This is a genomic window from Actinomadura sp. WMMA1423, from assembly GCF_006547145.1.
In the GTDB taxonomy this organism is placed as follows: domain Bacteria; phylum Actinomycetota; class Actinomycetes; order Streptosporangiales; family Streptosporangiaceae; genus Spirillospora.
The window spans coordinates 3,010,051-3,028,135 of sequence record NZ_CP041244.1; the positions used below are offsets into that span (position 1 = coordinate 3,010,051).

17 protein-coding genes are annotated in these 18,085 nt (G+C 73.1%); 6 read left to right on the forward strand and 11 right to left on the reverse strand.

The window, feature by feature from the left end:
• Nucleotides 1-43 precede the first annotated feature (43 nt).
• Nucleotides 44-2,947: a UPF0182 family protein gene (locus FKD65_RS13995; protein WP_141577917.1), complete on the forward strand. Its 2,904-nt coding sequence runs from the start codon at nucleotides 44-46 to the stop codon at nucleotides 2,945-2,947.
• Between the two features lie 11 nt (nucleotides 2,948-2,958).
• Here FKD65_RS13995 and FKD65_RS14000 read toward each other — a convergent pair whose 3' ends face one another.
• On the reverse strand, nucleotides 2,959-4,041 hold the full coding sequence (locus FKD65_RS14000; RefSeq protein ID WP_141577918.1) for an NAD-dependent epimerase/dehydratase family protein: 1,083 nt from the start codon (nucleotides 4,039-4,041) through the stop codon (nucleotides 2,959-2,961).
• Between the two features lie 89 nt (nucleotides 4,042-4,130).
• Between FKD65_RS14000 and FKD65_RS14005 the strand changes: the two genes are divergently transcribed.
• The 3 genes from FKD65_RS14005 to FKD65_RS14010 all read left to right on the forward strand — a co-directional run bounded on the left by FKD65_RS14005 (nucleotide 4,131) and on the right by FKD65_RS14010 (nucleotide 6,525).
• Nucleotides 4,131-5,612, forward strand: coding sequence for a zinc-dependent metalloprotease (locus FKD65_RS14005; protein ID WP_141577919.1), 1,482 nt, complete (start codon nucleotides 4,131-4,133; stop codon nucleotides 5,610-5,612).
• Nucleotides 5,609-5,785 (forward strand): hypothetical protein, encoded by a 177-nt coding sequence (locus FKD65_RS44190; RefSeq protein WP_168221034.1) that lies wholly within the window; start codon nucleotides 5,609-5,611, stop codon nucleotides 5,783-5,785. Before FKD65_RS14005 ends, FKD65_RS44190 begins: the two co-directional genes overlap by 4 nt.
• Before the next feature lie 218 nt (nucleotides 5,786-6,003).
• Nucleotides 6,004-6,525 carry an NUDIX hydrolase gene (locus FKD65_RS14010; protein ID WP_240810323.1) on the forward strand — a complete coding sequence of 174 codons (522 nt, stop codon included), beginning with the start codon at nucleotides 6,004-6,006 and terminating at the stop codon, nucleotides 6,523-6,525.
• A gap of 31 nt (nucleotides 6,526-6,556) precedes the next feature.
• On the opposite strand, the gene FKD65_RS14015 is transcribed toward FKD65_RS14010, so the two are convergent.
• The 3 genes from FKD65_RS14015 to FKD65_RS14025 all read right to left on the reverse strand — a co-directional run bounded on the left by FKD65_RS14015 (nucleotide 6,557) and on the right by FKD65_RS14025 (nucleotide 8,753).
• Complete coding sequence (locus FKD65_RS14015; protein ID WP_240810430.1) at nucleotides 6,557-7,228, reverse strand: hypothetical protein; 672 nt, start codon at nucleotides 7,226-7,228, stop codon at nucleotides 6,557-6,559.
• Complete coding sequence (locus FKD65_RS14020; protein ID WP_240810132.1) at nucleotides 7,225-7,815, reverse strand: M48 family metallopeptidase; 591 nt, start codon at nucleotides 7,813-7,815, stop codon at nucleotides 7,225-7,227. Before FKD65_RS14020 ends, FKD65_RS14015 begins: the two co-directional genes overlap by 4 nt.
• A gap of 137 nt (nucleotides 7,816-7,952) precedes the next feature.
• Complete coding sequence (locus tag FKD65_RS14025; RefSeq protein WP_141577921.1) at nucleotides 7,953-8,753, reverse strand: enoyl-CoA hydratase/isomerase family protein; 801 nt, start codon at nucleotides 8,751-8,753, stop codon at nucleotides 7,953-7,955.
• Nucleotides 8,754-8,927: 174 nt separating this feature from the next.
• Here FKD65_RS14025 and FKD65_RS14030 point away from each other — a divergent pair, with 174 nt between their 5' ends.
• Nucleotides 8,928-10,259 (forward strand): AarF/ABC1/UbiB kinase family protein, encoded by a 1,332-nt coding sequence (locus FKD65_RS14030; protein ID WP_141577922.1) that lies wholly within the window; start codon nucleotides 8,928-8,930, stop codon nucleotides 10,257-10,259.
• Nucleotides 10,260-10,533: 274 nt separating this feature from the next.
• On the opposite strand, the gene FKD65_RS14035 is transcribed toward FKD65_RS14030, so the two are convergent.
• From FKD65_RS14035 to FKD65_RS14055, 5 genes are all read right to left on the reverse strand, one after another.
• Complete coding sequence (locus FKD65_RS14035; RefSeq protein ID WP_141577923.1) at nucleotides 10,534-10,746, reverse strand: hypothetical protein; 213 nt, start codon at nucleotides 10,744-10,746, stop codon at nucleotides 10,534-10,536.
• Between the two features lie 96 nt (nucleotides 10,747-10,842).
• Nucleotides 10,843-11,121: a WhiB family transcriptional regulator gene (locus FKD65_RS14040; RefSeq protein ID WP_052357680.1), complete on the reverse strand. Its 279-nt coding sequence runs from the start codon at nucleotides 11,119-11,121 to the stop codon at nucleotides 10,843-10,845.
• 118 nt (nucleotides 11,122-11,239) lie between these two features.
• Entirely contained in the window at nucleotides 11,240-11,611 is a 372-nt protein-coding gene (locus FKD65_RS14045; protein WP_141577924.1) for a hypothetical protein, read from the reverse strand.
• Nucleotides 11,612-11,835: 224 nt separating this feature from the next.
• Nucleotides 11,836-12,726, reverse strand: a complete 891-nt coding sequence (tesB, locus tag FKD65_RS14050; protein ID WP_141577925.1) for an acyl-CoA thioesterase II — start codon at nucleotides 12,724-12,726, stop codon at nucleotides 11,836-11,838.
• A 113-nt stretch (nucleotides 12,727-12,839) separates the two neighbouring features.
• Nucleotides 12,840-14,906 (reverse strand): ATP-dependent DNA helicase UvrD2, encoded by a 2,067-nt coding sequence (locus tag FKD65_RS14055; RefSeq protein WP_141577926.1) that lies wholly within the window; start codon nucleotides 14,904-14,906, stop codon nucleotides 12,840-12,842.
• Nucleotides 14,907-15,035: 129 nt separating this feature from the next.
• Here FKD65_RS14055 and FKD65_RS14060 point away from each other — a divergent pair, with 129 nt between their 5' ends.
• Nucleotides 15,036-15,326 carry a mycoredoxin gene (locus FKD65_RS14060; RefSeq protein ID WP_141577927.1) on the forward strand — a complete coding sequence of 97 codons (291 nt, stop codon included), beginning with the start codon at nucleotides 15,036-15,038 and terminating at the stop codon, nucleotides 15,324-15,326.
• Nucleotides 15,327-15,592: 266 nt separating this feature from the next.
• On the opposite strand, the gene nudC is transcribed toward FKD65_RS14060, so the two are convergent.
• Nucleotides 15,593-16,546, reverse strand: coding sequence for an NAD(+) diphosphatase (gene nudC / locus FKD65_RS14065; RefSeq protein WP_141577928.1), 954 nt, complete (start codon nucleotides 16,544-16,546; stop codon nucleotides 15,593-15,595).
• 20 nt (nucleotides 16,547-16,566) lie between these two features.
• Complete coding sequence (locus tag FKD65_RS14070; protein WP_240810133.1) at nucleotides 16,567-17,952, reverse strand: dipeptidase; 1,386 nt, start codon at nucleotides 17,950-17,952, stop codon at nucleotides 16,567-16,569.
• Nucleotides 17,953-18,085 lie beyond the last annotated feature (133 nt).

The window sequence follows — 18,085 nt, forward strand, 5'->3', positions numbered from 1 at the left end:
CCGGCGGGCGGCCGGTGGGTGAGATCTCGATCGGAGGGGCCACTTGACCTTCCGGACTCCCGGTTTCGGGCGCCGGCTCGGTACCGGACGGACACGGCTGCTGCTGCCGGTGCTGGTGGCGCTCGCCGCGCTGCTGGTCGCGTTCCTTGTCTTCACGGCCGTGTACACGGACCTGCTCTGGTACCGCTCGATCGGTTTCTCGTCGGTCTTCACGACGCAGCTGCAGGCGAAGGCGGTCCTGTTCTTCGGGGCGGGGCTGCTGATGGCGCTGGTGGTGGGCGCGAACGTCGTGGTGGCGTACCGGCTGCGCCCGGCGTACCGGCCGCTGTCGGTGGAGCAGCAGGGCCTGGAGCGGTACCGCGCGGTGGTCGATCCGCGGCGGCGCCTGATCCTGTGGGCGATGCTCGGGGTGCTGGGGGTGCTGACGGGGTCGTCGGTGGCGGGCCAGTGGCCCGTCTGGCTGGCGTTCCTGCACCGGACGCCGTTCGGCGTGCGCGACCCGCAGTTCCACAAGGACGTGTCGTTCTACGTCTTCACGTACCCGTTCCTGCGCCTCGTCATCGGTGTGATCTTCGCGACGGTGATCCTGTCGATCCTGACCGCGGTGATGGTGCACTACCTGTACGGCGGGCTGCGGCTGCAGGGGCCGGGCGACAAGGCGAGCCCGCCCGCGCGGGCGCACCTGTCGGTGCTGTTCGGCCTGTTCATCCTGCTGAAGGCGGTCGCGTACTGGTTCGACCGGTACGGGCTGGTGCATTCGGAGCGCGGGGCGGCGACGGGCGCGTCCTACACGGACGTGAACGCGCTGCTCCCGGCGAAGACGATCCTGGCCGTGATCGCCCTGCTGTGCGCCGCCATGTTCTTCGGCAACCTGCTGCGGCGCGGCATGATGCTGCCGGGCGTCGGGTTCACGCTGCTGGTGCTGTCGGCGATCCTGCTGGGCGGGGTGTACCCGCTGCTGATCCAGCAGTTCCAGGTGAAGCCCGACGAGCTGGCCAAGGAGCGCCAGTACATCCAGCGCAACATCCAGTTCACGCGCCAGGCCTACGGCGTGGACGGGGCCAAGGTCGCGCCGTACGGGTCGCAGCCGGTGGCCGACAAGAAGGCGCTCCAGGACGAGGCGGCCAAGCTCGAACAGGGCGGGGTGCGCGTCCTCGACCCGAACGTGGTGGGCGAGACGTTCCAGCAGTTGCAGCGCATCCGGCCGTTCTACCGCTTCCCCGACACGCTGGACGTGGACCGCTACCAGGTGGACGGCAAGCTCACCGACACGGTGGTGGCGCTGCGCGAGCTGTCCGGCGCGCCGGTGGGGCAGCGCAGCTGGGTGAAGGACCACATGGTCTACACGCACGGCTACGGGTTCGTGTCCGCCTACGGCGACCGCTTCGACTCGACGGAGCCGGCCTTCATCACCCCGGACATGCCGGCGTCCCCGACCCAGCAGATCAAGGTGGCGCAGCCGGAGATCTACTTCGGGGAGCGCTCGCCGCGCTACTCGGTGGTCGGCGGGCGGGGCCAGCAGGAGCTGAACTACCCGGACAACAGCCCCTCCGGGCAGAAGAGCAGCACCTACGACGGCCAGGGCGGCGTGCCGGTCGACTCGTTCGCGCACCGGCTGCTGTACTCGGCGAAGTTCCAGGACAAGAACCTCCTGCTGTCCGGCGCGATCGACAAGAACGCGAAGATCCTGTACGACCGGTCGCCGCGGCAGATGGTGCAGAAGGCGGCGCCCTGGCTGACGCTGGACGGCGACCCCTACCCGGTGGTGGTGAACGGCCGCATCCTGTGGGTCGTCGACGGCTACACGACGTCCGGCAGCTACCCGTACTCGGAGCAGACGAGCCTCGGGGAGGCCACCCGCGACACGATCACCGACACGCGGTCGGCGGTGGCGCGGCAGGCCAACGACCACATCAACTACCTGCGCAACTCGGTGAAGGCGACGGTCGACGCCTACGACGGCACCGTCCACCTGTACCAGTGGGACGAGAACGACCCGATCACCAAGACGTGGATGAAGGTGTTCGACGGCACGGTCCAGCCGCGGTCGTCGATCCCCCCAGAGCTGGAGTCGCACTTCCGCTACCCGCAGGACCTGTTCAAGGTGCAGCGGAAGATCCTCACGAAGTACCACGTGACGGACCCCTCGGCCTTCTACAACGGCGAGGGCTTCTGGGAGGTGCCGGAGGACCCGTCCGCGAAGGGCAGGCGGCAGCCTCCCTACTACCAGAGCCTGCGGATGCCGGGCCAGGACAGCCAGTCCTTCTCGCTGACCACGGTGTTCAACCCGCGCGGCAACCCGCAGCTCGCCGCGTTCATGTCGGTGGGCTCGACGCCGGGCCGCGACTACGGGCAGATCCAGATCCTGCAGATGCCGCGCAACGCGCAGCCGGCGGGGCCGGGCCAGGTCCAGAACTCGTTCGAGACCGATCCGAAGGTGAAGGGCGACCTCTTCGCGCTGCGGCAGGGCGGGACGAAGACCGTCCCCGGCAACCTGCTGACGATCCCGTTCGGTGGCGGCCTGCTGTACGTGGAGCCGATGTACACGAAGGCGGCGGGCGGCTCGGAGCAGCAGCCCTACCCGATCCGCGGCAAGATCCTGGTGCGGTTCGGCGAGAGCATCGCCGCGGCCGACACGCTCGAGCAGGCGTTGACGCAGGTGCTGGGCGGATCGGGCGCGACGGCGCAGCCGGGGTCGCCGGCTCCGCCTGACACGCCGGGCGAGCAGTTGAGCGCGCCGGCGAAGAAGGCGATCGAGGATCTGAAGGCCGCCGTGGCCGACTACGAGAGCGCCCAGAAGAAGGGCGACTACCCGGGCATGGGCGAGGCCTGGAAGCGGATCAAGGACGCGCAGACGGCCCTGTCCGCCGCGGGCAAGCAGGAGCCGAAGGCCTCGCCGAGCCCGTCGCCGTCCGCCTCACCGAGCGCCACGCCCCCGTCGAGCTGACGGGGGCGGGCTCAGCGACGGCGCTTGCGGGCGCGGCGGATCGCGGCCGCGGCGCCGATCGCGGCGACGGTGGCGCCCGCGGCGGTCGCTATGGTGGCCTCCTTGCCGCCGACGCGCCGGCCGACGACGGCGTGCCGTCCCGCGGTCTCCTCCATCACGGACCGCAGGGCGGCGGCGTTGTCGTAGAGCGGCTTCCAGCCCGCGGCGCGCAGCCGCGCGCAGTCGACGACCCACGGGTAGGCGACGTAGTGCAGGTCGGTGGCGGGCGCGGGGGTCATGCCGAGCCGGTGCAGGCGCTGCGCCATCCCGAAGGTCAGGGAGGCGGGCAGTTCGAAGGCGCGCTTGCCGGTGATCTCGGCCACCTCCTCGGGGCCGAGCCACCCCTCGCAGCCGACCGCGACGGGCCCGGGCACGTTCTCGGTGACGACGACGTCGAGGGCGGACGCGAGGTCCTCGATGTGGCAGAACTGCCAGCCGGGCGTGCTGCCCTTGACCGACAGCAGCCGCGGCGCCTCGAAGTGCCGGGTGACGACGGTGTCCACGCCGGGCCCGGCGAGCGCGGCGGGGCGGACGACGGTGACCTCGACCCCGGGGTGGGTGAGGTGCGCGGTCGCGGCCAGGTCCTCGATCTCCAGGAAGTCGCCGGCGATGGAGGTGCTGGCCTCGGCGAGCAGCGGGGCGTCCTCGCTCAGCGGGACCTCGTTGCCGGGCCCGGCGCCGTACACCATCGCGGACGTGACGAGGACCACGCGCCGGACGCGGGCCGCGGCGGCGGCGGTGACCACGGTCTGGGCGCCGCGGACGTTGTGGGTGCGGCGCTCGCGGTGGTCCACGTCCGGGGACCGTTCGAGGTCCAGGTTGACGATCACGTCGACGTCGGAGAGCCGGCCCGACAGGAGCGGGTCCCTGATGTCGAACACGCGCCAGGTGACCCCGGGCACGTCGCCGCGGTGCCCGTCGATGGCGACGATCTTGCGGATCTCTTCCCGTTCGGCGAGCCGGGCGGCCAGCAGCCGCCCCGCGCCGGTGGCCGCGCCGGTGACGGCGACGACCGGGCCCTTGCTACGCCGAGGGCGAACCTTGCCCGTTGCCACGGGGGTGCCCCCTTCCTTGAGTACGCGACCTTGCCGGGACCGGCTAACGTTGCGGATATGAGCCCATCATGCATCCCAGGGGCAAACCGATGAGTGACACTCCGTTCGGCTTCAACCGTCCCGGGGACGGCGACGACGACGACCGGCCCCAGGATCCGTTCAAGGGCATGGGCGGCGACATGGCCCAGTTCGCCGACATGCTGCACCGGTTCGCGGACATGATCGGTGCGCAGGGCGCGGGCGGCGGGGGCGGCGGCCCCCTGAACTGGGACCTGGCCAAGAACATCGCCCGGCACACGGTGGTGGAGCAGGGCGATCCCTCGGTCGTCGACACCGAGCGCCGCCAGGTCGAGGAGGCGCTGCGCCTGGCGGAGCTGTGGCTCGACGAGCGGACGACGCTGCCCGCCGGGATCCGGACGCCGCAGGCGTGGAGCCGGTCGGAGTGGATCGAGCAGACGCTCCCGGTGTGGGCGAAGGTGTGCGACCCGATCGCGTCCCGCATGGTCGACTCCATGGGCGGGGCCCTCGGCGGCGGCGAGATCCCCGCCGACGTGCAGGCGATGGCGGGTCCGCTGATCGGGATGGTCAAGCAGATGGCCGGGGCGATGGTCGGCGGCCAGGCCGGGCAGGCGCTCGGCGCGCTGGCCCGCGAGGTGACGGGCTCCGCCGACGTGGGGCTGCCGCTCGCGCCGGACGGCGTCGGCGCGCTGCTGCCCGCGGGCGTCGAGGCGTTCGGTGAGGGCCTGGAGGTCTCCTCCGACGAGGTCCGGCTCTACCTGGCGCTGCGGGAGGCCGCGCACCAGCGGCTGTTCACGCACGTGCCGTGGCTGCGCTCGCATCTGCTGGGCGCCGTCGAGGAGTACGCGCGCGGCATCACCGTCGACCTGTCGGGCATCGAGCAGGCCGTGCAGGGGCTCGACATGAGCAACCCGGAGGCGATCCAGGAGGCGCTCGGCGGGGAGATCCAGCTCCAGCCCGAGGAGACGCCGCGGCAGAAGGCGGCGCTGGCCCGGCTGGAGACGGCGCTCGCCCTGGTCGAGGGCTGGGTCGACACCGTCGTCAATGAGGCCGCCGAGGGGCGCCTGCCCGGCTCGGTGAAGCTGGCGGAGGCGGTGCGGCGGCGCCGCGCGACGGGCGGCCCGGCGGAGCGGACGTTCGCGACGCTCGTCGGCCTGGAGCTGCGGCCCCGCCGGCTGCGGGAGGCGGCGGCGCTGTGGCGGTCGCTGACCGAGGCGCGCGGCACCCAGGGCCGGGACGCGGTCTGGGACCACCCCGACCTGCTGCCGACCTCCGACGACCTCGACGACCCGCACGGCTTCGTCCACGGCCGCGACGAGATCGAGGGCCTCTCCGACATCGACCTGTCCAAGCTGACCAAGGGCCTTGACGAGGGCGAGAAGCCCGACGAGAAGGACACCGGCGACGAGAAGGACACCGGCGACGCCGGGGAGGACGCTGACGCCCAGGGGTCCGGCGACGCGAAGGGCTCCGGGGAGGAGCCTGACGGCGAGGGGCCCGGCGGCGATCCCGGCGGTGAGCGGGGGCCGGGCGACGAGGGGCCGCGCGGATGAGCCGGGCGCGCCCGTCGCGGGTGAACGGCTGCGTGTACGAGCCCGGTTCGTCCACCAACGTGATCCGCAGGCGGATCGCGCGGGCGGGCCTGTGCTGGCAGCGGCCGCTCGACCAGGAGCGGCGGCGCCGCCGCCTCGACAACTCCCGCTACCCGCGTGTCGGCCGTACATGAGAGGTTCCTCGCGCGATGCGCGCGGACGGACCGGTGAGCCGGGCGCTGTGGGCGCCGCGGCCGGGGAGCCTGAAGCGGAATCGCCGTCCCATGCCTCCGGGCCCGGCGCGGGCGCCGTCCGCGTCCCGCCCGACACGGTCACGCCGGGCAGCGCGCCTCCGGGGGCACGGCCGCCGGGCGCGCGATCGCTGACGCCCGGGTTCCTGTACGGGGACGCGGTGCGGGTCCTGTCGGCGTGGCAGCCCCCCGATCCCAGGCAGGACAGGCTGCGCACGGAGTTTCTGCGGCACCTGGAGGCGCACCCGGCGGACGGCATGTGGCGCGAGTGCGCGGACGGCCACATCACGGCGAGCACCGCCGTGCTCGACGCGTCCCGCACCCGGGTCCTGCTGACGCTGCACTCGAAGGTCAAGGCATGGCTCCAGCTCGGCGGCCACTGCGAGCCGGGTGATCTCACGCTCGCCGGCGCCGCGCTCCGGGAGGCGACGGAGGAGTCGGGCATCACGGGCCTGCGGCTGGTGCCCGAGCCCGTCCAGCTCGACCGGCACGAGGTCCGCTGCCACCCGGAGGGCAGCTGGCACCTCGACGTGCAGTACGTCGCGATCGCCCCGGAGGGCGCACGGCACGCCGTGTCGGACGAGTCGGACGACCTCCGCTGGTTCCCGGTGGACGATCTTCCGGAGTCGGCCGACGCCGCGGTCCGGCGGCTGGTGGCCCGGGCGGTCGGCGCGAGCGCGTGACTCCCGGCGGGCGGGCCGCCGAGGGGGGCCGTCAGCGGCCGAGCGGGTGGCCCTCCAGCAGGGCGCGCGTGTTCTCCCAGCCTTCGAGGCCGGGGTCGAGGAACCGCAGGTCGTCCGGGGTGCGCAGGCGGTGCCAGCCGGGGCCCTGCGGCACGAGCCCGGGGCGCGGCGCCGCGGCGCGGAGGCGGGCGAGGGCGTCCGGGGTGTCGAGGTCGACCTCGCGCAGGGCGCCGGCCAGCCAGCCCGGCAGCGGGAGGCGGGCGGCGAGCGCGACCAGGCCGTTGCCGTGGGCGGCGGCGCCCTCGGCCTGGCAGGCGGCGGCCGGGGCCGTGCCGAGGGCGCGGAAGAGCTTGCCGATCAGCAGCGGCGGCAGGTCGGGGGCGTCCGGCGCGATGAGCGCGGCGGTCTCGGCGCCGAGGGCGTGCAGGGCGGCGAAGGCGCCGGCGAGGGTGGGTTCCCGGACGATGGGCGTGCCGGGCCAGGTGACGGCCTCGGCGTCCGGCTGGTCGGGCGGGTCCAGGACGAGCGCGGGCGTCACCAGTTCGAGTCCGGCGACGACCTCGTAGGTGTCTTCGAGCAGCGCGAGCCGGAAGTCCTCCGGGTCGGTGCCGGGCGGCGCGCCGGCGGCGCGGGGCGGCCACGCGAGCACGGCGGCGCAGCGCGCCGGGCGGTCGGTCGTCCCGTCGGTCGAAGCGTCGGTCACCCGGCGGCCTCGTGCGGGAACTCCTCGCTCGGGTGCAGGCCGTCGCCGTGGTGGATGTCGGCCACCTCGCCCGGGGCGTCGGCTTCGAGCGGCAGGTGCGCGGCGGCCGCGACGCCCTCCAGGTAGCCGCGGGCGCGGTCGGCCTTCGGGTAGTTGCCGACCAGCTCCCAGAAGTCGGAGCCGTGCCCCGGGATGAGCAGGTGGGCCAGCTCGTGGACGAGGACGTAGTCGACGACCCAGCCGGGCATGCCGCGCAGCCGCGTGGAGAGCCGGATCGTGCCGTCGTCGGGGGTGCACGATCCCCAGCGGGCGCGCTGGTTGGCGACCCAGCGGACGCTGACCGGGTCGGCGCGGCCGGCCAGGTAGCGGCGCGACAGCTCGCGCGCGCGGGTCTGGAGGTCGGCGTCGGTGGGCCGCCGCCGGCGCTCCCTCTCCGCGAGCCGTTCCAGGATGGTGGCGATCCACTGTTCCTCTTCGGCCTTGCTCAGCCTGGACGGAACCATCACCACCACCTTGTCGCCCTCGCGGTAGGCGGACACGGTGCGCCTGCGCCTCGGGCTGCGGCGGACCTCAACGTTAGGGGGCACGGTCAGAACCGTACTCGAATTTTTGCGAAATCCACAGGGGGTGTTTGACGTTACCGCAGGTCAACCCCTACGTTTTGAAGGGTTCTCCCATGCTTTCGCCAATCTGGGCGAAGGTCTCGGCGGTGCGCCCGCGCCCTTTACTCGCCGGAGAATTGCGGGCTGCGCTTCTCGCGCTGAGCGGCGAGGCCCTCGCGCATGTCCCCGGACGCCATCGTCACCGGCTGGGCGAGCGACTCCCAGCGCAGCGCCGACTCCATGTCGGGGTGGCCTCCGTTCGCCAGGGCGACCTTGGTGAGCCGGGTCGCGATCGGTGCCTGCGCGGCGATCCGCGCGGCGACGGCGAGGGACTCCTCCAGCACTTCCGGACGCGGCAAGGCCCGGTTGACCAGGCCGTTCTCGGCGGCCTCGGCGCCGGTGAGGACCCGTCCGGCCAGCAGCATCTCGCGGGCCAGCGGCAGCCCGGCGACCTCGGGGAACAGCCAGGTGGCGGCCATGCCGGGATGCAGGCCGAGCGCGGTGAACGGGGCGAGGAGCTTGGCGTCGTCCGCCGCGTACCGCAGGTCGCAGGCCAGCGCCAGGCAGAGTCCCGCGCCGACGGCGTGCCCGTTGACCGCGGCGATCGTCGGGACCTCGAGGTCGCGGATCGCGAGCCACGTCCGGTAGAACTCCAGCATCCGGTCGCGCAGCGGCGGGACGGCCACGTCGCCGGCCTCGGCCAGCCAGGACAGCTCGCCGCCGGAGCTGAACGCGGTGCCCGCGCCGGTCACGACGACGCAGCGCAGCCCCGCGTCGCCCCGCAGGTCCTCGATCGCCCGCTTCCACGCGGCCGTGAGGTCGTCCGCCATCGCGTTGCGGCGGCCGGGGTCGTTGAGGGTGAGGACGGCGACACCGCCCGGACGGCGGTCGATCAGCAGCACATCGGCAGGCTCCGCGGACATGTCCGGCACCGTACCGCGCCCGCCCGCACCGCCCGCCGCCCGCCCCCTCCGCCGCGTGAGAAAGCGCACACTTACGGCGTTTTCCCAGGTCAGACCGGTGCACCGGTTCCGGCATCGGGGAGAGTTCGGGATGGTTGTGGCGTGAACGACAGTCGATCACCGACAATGGTCGGCGTGAGCGACCTCCCCCGCCGCGCGGTGACGCGGTCAGCAAAGCTGGCGTCCCTCCCCATCGGCTTCGCGGGACGCACCGCCCTCGGGGTGGGAAAGCGGACCATCGGCCGCCCGGCCGAGACGGTCGCGATGGAGATCCAGACCCGGACCGCCGAGCAGCTGTTCAAGGTGCTCGGCGAGCTCAAGGGCGGCGCGATGAAGCTCGGCCAGATGCTGTCGATCTTCGAGGCGGCGCTCCCGCCGGAGATCGCCGGCCCGTACCGGGCCACGCTGACCAAGCTGCAGGAGGCCGCTCCCCCGCTGCCGGTCGCGACCGTCCACAAGGTGCTGGAGGAGTTCCTCGGCGAGGACTGGCGGGACTACTTCGAGTCGTTCGACGACCGGCCGGCCGCCGCCGCGTCGATCGGCCAGGTGCACCGCGCCGTGTGGCACGACGGCCGGGCCGTCGCGGTCAAGGTGCAGTACCCGGGCGCGGGCAAGGCGCTGATCAGCGACTTCAACCAGCTCGCCCGGCTGGGCCGGCTGTTCGGGGTCCTGATGCCCGGCCTGGACGTCAAGTCGATGCTGGCCGAGCTCAAGGAGCGGGTGGTCGAGGAGCTCGACTACACGATCGAGGCGGAGTCGCAGGCGCTGTTCCGCGAGGCCTACCTGGACGACCCCGACTTCTACATCCCCGAGGTCATCGCGCAGTCCGGGAACATCCTGATCACCGAGTGGATGGACGGCACGGCCCTCTCGAAGATCATCAGTGAGGGCGACCAGGAGACCCGCGACCACGCGGCCCTGCTGTACTGCCGGTTCCTGCTGTCGGGGCCGAAGCGTTCGGGGATGCTGCACGGCGACCCGCACCCCGGCAACTTCCGGCTGCTGGCCGACGGCCGGCTCGGCGTCCTGGACTTCGGCGCCGTCGACCGCATCCCCGGCGGGTTCCAGAAGCGGCTCGGGCTGCTGCTGCGGATCGGCACCATGGCCGACATCGACGAGGTCGAGGACGCCCTGCGCCGGGAGGACTTCATCCGCGAGGGCGTGGAGATCGACGCCGAGTCGCTCCAGGCGTTCCTCGCTCCGATCACCGAGCCGTTCGTCACCGAGACGTTCAAGTTCAACCGCGAGTGGCTGCGCGACATGGCCGCGAAGGTCACCGACCTGCGGCCCTCCAACGTCGTCCGGCAGCTGAACCTGCCGCCGGAGTACGTGATCATCCACCGGGTGCTGTCGGCGGGCACCGGCGTGCTGTGCCAGCTGGAGTGCGAGATCCCGGCCCGCGCCGAGTCGCTGAAGTGGGTGCCCGGCTTCGCCGACGACGCGGACGGCGAACTGGTCACCGGCTGACGCCCGCTCGGACAGGCTCGGGGGCCCCGCGCGCTGATGAGGTGCGCGGGGCCCCGCTGTTCGCGCGCCCGGTGAGTGGGCCACCGGACGCGCTCCACGCGCCCGCCGGGAGGCGTGCCGTCCGCCAAACCATCCAAGAAAGAACGGACGGCGGCCTGCCACCGGCGAGCCCTTCGTCCCACGGCCGTGACCTCCCTCGGTCGCGGCCCCCTTCGATCGCGACCGCCGTCGGTCACGGCCTTCTCCGATCGCGCCCGTCGGGGTGCGTCGGTCGTCAGTGCCGCGGCTGGGGCGGGTGGGCGTACGTCTCGCCCGTCCCGGTGGGTGCGAGCAGGACGCGGCGCACCCGCGACGCCCTGGTCCGCGCCTCGCGGCGGGCGCGCCGGAGCGCGAGCACGCGGGCGGCCAGCTCGTCGGGGACGGTCGCGGGTATTCGCTCCCTCGACAGGTCCTGGCTGAGCAACGTCATCTCGCTGAGCGGTGCCATCTCGTTCTCCCCGGTCGCCCGGAGGCGCGGTCCCCTCGCGGGGGCCGCGCCTCCGGGGTGGATTCGGCCGATCACCGGTGTGGTGGGCATCGGCCCTCACACCGCCACTTCGTCGGGCCGCGGGTGCTTGCGCGGGCGGCCGCGGGGCCGCTTGCGCGGAACGATCACACCGCGGACGAACAGTTCGCCGCCCCAGACGCCCCAGGGCTCCTTGCGCTCCAGCGCCCCGGCGAGGCACTCCTTGCGGAGCGGGCACTCAAGGCACAGGGCCTTGGCGAGCTCGACGTCGGCGGGAGCCTCGGCGAAGAACAGCTCCGGGTCGGTCCGGCACGGAAGCGTGAGGTCCTCCTCGCTTACTGCGAGAGCCCCCTGCATCACAGTCACCCTTGTTCCTCTCGTTGGATCTCAACGGGCGTGTCGGTGGGTCTGGACAAAGAAGAAGGCCGCGGATCCGGTTCTGGATCCGCGGCCTGGGGGCTTGCCGGTCTTCGTGCTAGACCGGTCGTCGCCTCCAGGGGTACGGACCCGACACGCCACCCGTGAAGGTGACGCCCACGTGGGCCGTGGCCGGAGCCGGAGCGCTCATGTCCTCGAGAAGGTGTTCGAAGACAATGCGCCCCTGGTCGTCCTGGATTCGCTGCTCGAAGCGCAGATCGCACAGATTCGTGCCGCGCAGCCAGCGCAGGTCGCGCCGCTGCATGCCGCGCTCACGCTGTCGCGTGGCCGACGCCTCGAAGACGGACGCCTCGGAATACGCGGCGGGCTCGCCGGGCTTGCGGAGGCGGGTCATCGGGGCGCGGGACACGGAGGTGCCGGGGCAGGCCGCAGTCCAGGACGACGCGGATTTGATCAACGTGTTGCTCACCGGACTGCACACCACCTCTCTGGCTCCTCGGGCCGGGTCCGGCGGATCCAAGATCCACACCGGGCGGCCGGTTGTTTGCTCGCATCGAGCGTACGGGGATCGCGCCGAATCAAGCAAGATATTTTTGACCTGCGGTTTCGTGGGCGAATTCACCCGCGTCCCGCAGAACTCCGCGCGCCTCGCGAGCGTCGAAACTCCCGGGAGCCGCGTACGGAACGATCATCTCACGAGCGCTCGCCCGACCGCCCGCGTTCGGTGCCGGAGACGCGGATGAGCCCCTCCTGCATGACGGACACGACCAGCTCGCCCTCGCGGGTGAACACCTGGCCGCGGGCGAGCCCGCGGGCGCCGCCGGCGAACGGCGTGTCCTGGTAGTACAGCAGCCATTCGTCGGCGCGGAACGGCCGGTGGAACCACATCGCGTGGTCGAGGCTGGCGCCCATCGTGCGCTTGTCGCCCCAGGCCAGGCCGTGGTTGAGCAGGACGGTGTCGAGCAGCGTCATGTCCGAGGCGTAGGTCATGAGGCACACGTGGAGCAGGGGGTCGTGCGGCAGCTCGCCGTCCACCTTCAGCCACACCTTCGACTCGGGGGTGGCGAGGGAGGGGTCCTTGGCCGCCTCCCAGGACAGCGGGGTCGCGTGCCGGATGTCGAACGGGCGGCGGTCGACGAACTCGCGGGCGCCGACCTCGCCGAACAGCGGCGTGAGGCGGGTCAGGCCGTCCGGCAGCGACTCGGGGGCGGGGGCCTCGGGCATCGGGGCCTGGTGGGACGGGCCGTCCTCGACGATCTGGAACGACGCCGACAGCGTGAAGATCGCCTTGCCGTGCTGGACGGCGGTGACGCGGCGGGTGGTGAAGGACCGCCCGTCGCGGACCCGGTCGACGGTGTAGACGAGCGGGACGAGCGGATCACCGGGCCGGATGAAGTAGGCGTGCAGCGAGTGCACGGGCCGGTTCGCGGGGACGGTGCGCCCGGCGGCGACGAGCGCCTGCCCCGCCACCTGCCCCCCGAAGACGCGCTGCCGCCGCTCCTCGGGGCTGCGGCCGCGGAAGATGTCGTTCTCGATCTGCTCCAGGTCGAGCAGGTCCAGCAGTTCCTTCAGCGATTCCTTCACGGTGGCCAGTGTTCCCTATGGGGGCGAGTGAGCCGGCTCTCACCCTTCGCAGGCGGGCTCACCCACGCGGCCGTGGGCTCTCCCTGGCGACCGCGGCTCTCCCACCGGGCCCGTCAGTGTCGGCAGAGGCCGAGGACGGCGTCGCCGTACCGGTCGAGCTTCACCTTGCCGACGCCCGGGATGCGGGCCAGGTCCTCCATGGAGTCTGGGGCGTGCTCGGCGATCGCCTGGAGCGTCGCGTCGGTGAACACCACGTAGGCGGGCACCTTCTGCTCGGCCGACACCTGGGCGCGCCACTCCTTGAGCGCGAGGAGGAGCTCCTCGTTCAGCTCTGAGGGGCAGTCTTCGCAGCGGCCGAGCTTGCGTTCGACGGCGGCGGTCAGGGGGCGCCCGCACACCCGGCACGGCTGCGGCCCCTTGGCGGGGCGCCGCTTCGACCGGTCGACGCGCGCGGGGGTGTGCGTGGTGGTCTTGCCGGTCAGGCCGTCCAGGAAGCGGGACGGGCGGCGCGCCTGCGTTCCGCCGGGCGACCGCGCCAGCGCCCATGACAGGTTCAGGTGGACGCGCGCCCGCGTCACGCCGACGTACAGGAGGCGGCGCTCCTCCTCGATCTGCTCGGGGGTCTTGGCGTAGACGATGGGCAGCGTGCCCTCGGCCAGCCCGACGAGGAAGACCGCGTCCCACTCCAGGCCCTTGGCGGCGTGCAGCGAGGCGAGCGTGACGCCCTCCAGCGGGGGCGCGTGCTGCGCGGCGGCGCGCTCCTCCAGTTCGGCGACGAAGTCGGGGAGCCCGGCCCTGGGGTTGTCGGCGGCCATGTCCTCGGCGAGCTGGGCCAGCGCGGCGAGGGACTCCCAGCGCGCGCGGGCCGCGCCCGCGCCCTCGGGGGGCCGGTCGGAGAACCCCGCCCCGCTCAGGACGTGCCGGACGGTCTGGATCAGCCCCATCCCCTCGGTCTCGGCGTCGGCGCCCGCCCGCGCCGCGCCGCGCAGCCGGACCACGGCCTCGCGCACCTCGGGCCGCTCGAAGAAGCGCTCCGCGCCGCGCAGGACGTAGGGGACGCCCACGGCCGCGAGGGCCGACTCGTAGGTCTCGGACTGCGCGTTGATCCGGTACAGGATCGCGATCTCCCGCGCGGGGACGCCCTCCTCGATGAGCTTGCGGGCGCGGCGCGCCGCGTCGTCGGCCTCGGCGACCTCGTCGTCGTACTCGTTGAACACGGGCTCGGGCCCGTTCTCGCGCTGCGCGACCAGCTCCAGCCTGTGCCGCGCGCCCCGCGCCTGCCCGATCACCCCGTTGGCCAGCCGGACGACCTGCGGCGTCGAGCGGTAGTCGCGCACGAGCCTGACGACCTTGGCGTCCGGGTGCTCGCGGGTGAAGTCGAGCAGGTGGGAGGGGGACGCGCCGGTGAAGGAGTAGATCGTCTGGTTGGGGTCGCCGACGACGCACAGGTCGTCGCGGTCGCCGACCCAGGCGTCGAGCAGCATCTTCTGCAGGGGGTTGACGTCCTGGAACTCGTCGACGACGAAGTACCGGTACTGCTCGCGGACCTGGTTGGCGACCTCGCGGTGCTCGGTGATGACGGCGGCGGTCAGCTCCAGCATGCCCTCGAAGTCGAGCAGGTTGCGCTCGCGCCTGAGCTGCTCGTACATCGCGTACACGCGGGCCACGTCGACGATCTCGGCGGGCGGCCGGCGGCCCGCCTTCACGACGGCGGCGGGGTAGTCCTCGGGGCGGTTCTGGGTGACCTTCGCCCATTCGATCTCGCTCGCGACGTCGCGCAGCTCCGTGCGGCCGAGGGACAGCCGGCACGCCCGCGCCGCGTCGGCGACCAGCCCGATCTTCGAGTCGACGATCTTGGGCGCCTCGCCGCCGACGACGCGCGGCCAGAAGTAGCCGAGCTGCCGCAGCGCCGCCGCGTGGAAGGTGCGGGCCTGCACGCCGGGCGCGCCGAGCTGGCGCAGCCGGCTGCGCAGCTCCCCCGCCGCGCGTGTGGTGAACGTCACGGCGAGGACCCGCTGCGGCGTCACGACGCCGGTGAGGGTGGCGTAGGCGATCCGGTGGGTGATGGCCCTGGTCTTGCCCGTCCCGGCGCCCGCGAGCACGCACACCGGGCCTTTCACCGCCTCGGCGACCGCCCGCTGCTCGGGGTCGAGCCCCTCCAGCACCGACTCAGCTGACATCCCCCCATACTCGCAGCCCGCCCCACCTGTATCAGCCGTCCCCGCCGCCTGTGGACAAAGCGGAATGAGATCGCGCCGCCGAATGTTCTTGCGGGGACAAACCCCCGAGCGCGAGGAGACGCGGAACCGATGGCGACGCCGACGACCGACCGGACCAAGGGCACGGCCGGCCAGCTCACCATGTACACGACGTCCTGGTGCGGGTTCTGCCGGCGGCTGAAGAGCCAGCTGGCCCGCGACGGCATCCACATGGTGGAGGTCGACATCGAGCGCGACCCCGAGGCCGCCGAGTTCGTGATGAGCGTCAACGGAGGCAACCAGACGGTGCCGACGCTGGTGTTCCCCGACGGCACCGCCGCCACCAACCCCAGCGCCAAAGAAGTAAAGCGCCGCCTAGCGGAAATCGCAGATGCCCCCTAGCGCTTCCCTCCCCCTCCGGGCCTGAAGGCCGCCCCCCCCAGCCCGCACCGCAACCACGCGACGACCCCAACGGTTGCGATCGCGTCCGAAGGCAGATTCGAGCGAAGTAAGAATCTGATCGCGCAGCGAGCCGTCAAGGCGAGACGGAGCGATGCCAGCGATCGCCCGCAGTGCCCGACGATGGAGGGCCGCCAAGGCCCGAAGGAGGAGAGCACTGCCATAGGCACAGCAGGGCCGCCAGGCCCGAAGGAGGAGGGCACTGCAGGCTAGAACGACGGCATCTTGGGGAGTTCGGCGCCGTACCAGCGCATGATGAGCTGGGCGGCTATCGACAGCGGGCCCGGGGCGACGATCTCGCCCGCGTCGATGGCGGCGCGCAGCTCGGCGCGGGTGTACCAGGCGGCGTCCAGGATCTCCTCCGGGTCGGGGCGCAGCGGCAGGCCGCCGTCCGCCCGCGCGGTGAACCCCAGCATGAGGCTCTGCGGGAGCGGCCACGGCTGGCTGCCGAGGTAGCGCACGTCCCGGACGGGCAGCCCGACCTCCTCCTCCACCTCGCGCGCGACGGCCTGCTCCAGGGACTCGCCCGGCTCGACGAACCCGGCGAGGATCGAGCGGCGGTCGGCGGGCCACTGCGGGCCGCGGGCCAGCAGGACGCGGTCGGCCTCGTCGGTCACCAGCATGATCACGGCGGGGTCGACGCGCGGGAAGTGCTGCGAGCCGTCCTCGGGGCAGACGCGCACGTGCCCGGCGGAGGCCACGCGCGTCTCGGCGCCGCAGCGCGGGCAGTGCCGGTGGGTGGCGTGCCAGTGCTCCAGGGCGACCGCGTGGGTGAGGAGCCCGGAGTCGCGGTCGCCGAGGAGCGCGCCGACGCGGCGGAGCCCGGCCTGCTCCGCGCCCTCGACGGCGGGAAGCGGGCCGGACACCCCGAAGTAGGCGGCGCCGTCGCCGTCGACGCCGAGGAGCCACCGGTCGCCCTCCGGAGCCCGGCCCGGCGGGACGAGGACGAGCGCGGGAACGGGCTCGTAGGTCACGAGCGACCGCCCCTCCTGGACGACCAGGACGCGCGTCCTCGGGTCCGCCCAGGCGGCGTCGAGCCAGGCGTCGTCGCGGCGGTTCAGCGCGACGCGGTCGAGCGTGCCGCGCGCGAGCGCGAGCCACTCCAGCGGGGCGTGCGCCGCCTCGGGCGCGGCCCGCGGCGTCTCCAGGGGGGCGTCGGTCATCGTGCTCCTCTCCGGCGTGTTCAGCGCAGCGCGGTGGCGAGTTCTTCCCACAGGTACGCGGCGGCCTCGGCGCCCTTGAGCAGCAGTGGGATCTCGACCTTCTCGTTGGGGGCGTGGATGCGGTCGCCGTCCAGGCCGACCGCGACGAAGACCAGCGGCGCGTCGAGGATGTCGGCGAGGTCGGCCTCGGGGCCGCTGCCGCCCTCGCGGGTGAACAGGACGTCGCCGCCGAAGGCCCGCTCCATGGCGCGCCGCGCGGCCTTGACGCCCGGCGAGTCGATCGGCGAGAAGCAGGGCCGGACGCCGCCGCCCGGGACGCGGACCTCGGCCTCGACGCCGGCCGGCGCCTGCTCGGCGACCCACGCCCTGAACTGCTCCTGGACCTTGCGGGGGTCCTGGCCGGCGGCGAGCCTGAACGAGATCTTGGCGTGCGCCTCGCGGGGCACGATCGTCTTGCCGCCCGGCCCGGTGTGCCCGCCCCACATGCCGTTGATCTCGGCGGTCGGCCGGGCCCAGACGCGCTCGAGGGTCGTGTAGCCCTTCTCGCCGTGGGCGGCGCGGCTGTTCCCGGCGGTCCGCAGCCACTCGCCCTCGTCGAAGGGCAGCCGGGCGAACAGCTCCCGCTCCTCGTCGGTCAGCGGGACGACGTCGTCGTAGAAGCCGGGGACGGCGACGCGGCCGTCCTCGTCGTGCAGGGCGGCGAGCAGCGAGGCCATCGCGTGGAGCGGGTTGGGGACGGCGCCGCCGAACGAGCCGGAGTGCAGGTCGCCGTCCGGGCCGCGCAGCGTGACCTCCGCCTCGGCGAGGCCGCGCATGCCGGTGCACATGGACGGCACGTCCGCCGACCACATCGTGGTGTCGCTGATGACGACGGCGTCGCAGGCGAGCCGGTCGCGGTGGGTGCGGAGCAGGTCGGCGAAGTGCACCGAGCCGGACTCCTCCTCGCCCTCGACCAGCAGCTTGATCGTGACGGGCGGGGCCTGCCGCCCGGAGGCGGCGAGCGCCGCGCGGATCCCGAGGGTGTGGAAGAAGACCTGGCCCTTGTCGTCGGACGCGCCGCGCCCGATGAGCCGGTCGCCCTTCTCGACGGGCTTGAACGGGTCGGTCTCCCACTCCTCCAGCGGCTCGACCGGCTGGACGTCGTGGTGGCCGTAGACGACGACGGAGGGGGCGTCCGGGTCCTCGGCGGGCCATTCGGCGAACACCGCCGGCAGGCCGGGGGTGTCCCAGACCTCGACGGTCGGGAAGCCCTGCCCGCGCAGGTACTCGGCGAGCCATCCGGCGGAGGTGCGCACATCCTCGGCGTGGGCCGGGTCCCCGGAGATGGACGGGATCGCCAGCCACTCCTTGAGGTCGGCGACGAACCGGTCGCGGTCCGCCTGGATGTAGGCGACTACGTCGTTCACCTGCATGCCCCTTCGCATGTCGTAGTGTCGGGCCGAGTGTCCTGTGGTCCGGGGTCTCCGGACGTCCGGTCCCCTCGGCTTCCGAGACGGGAGACTCACAGTAAGGGATCCCCTTGCCTCGATCGCGGGAGTG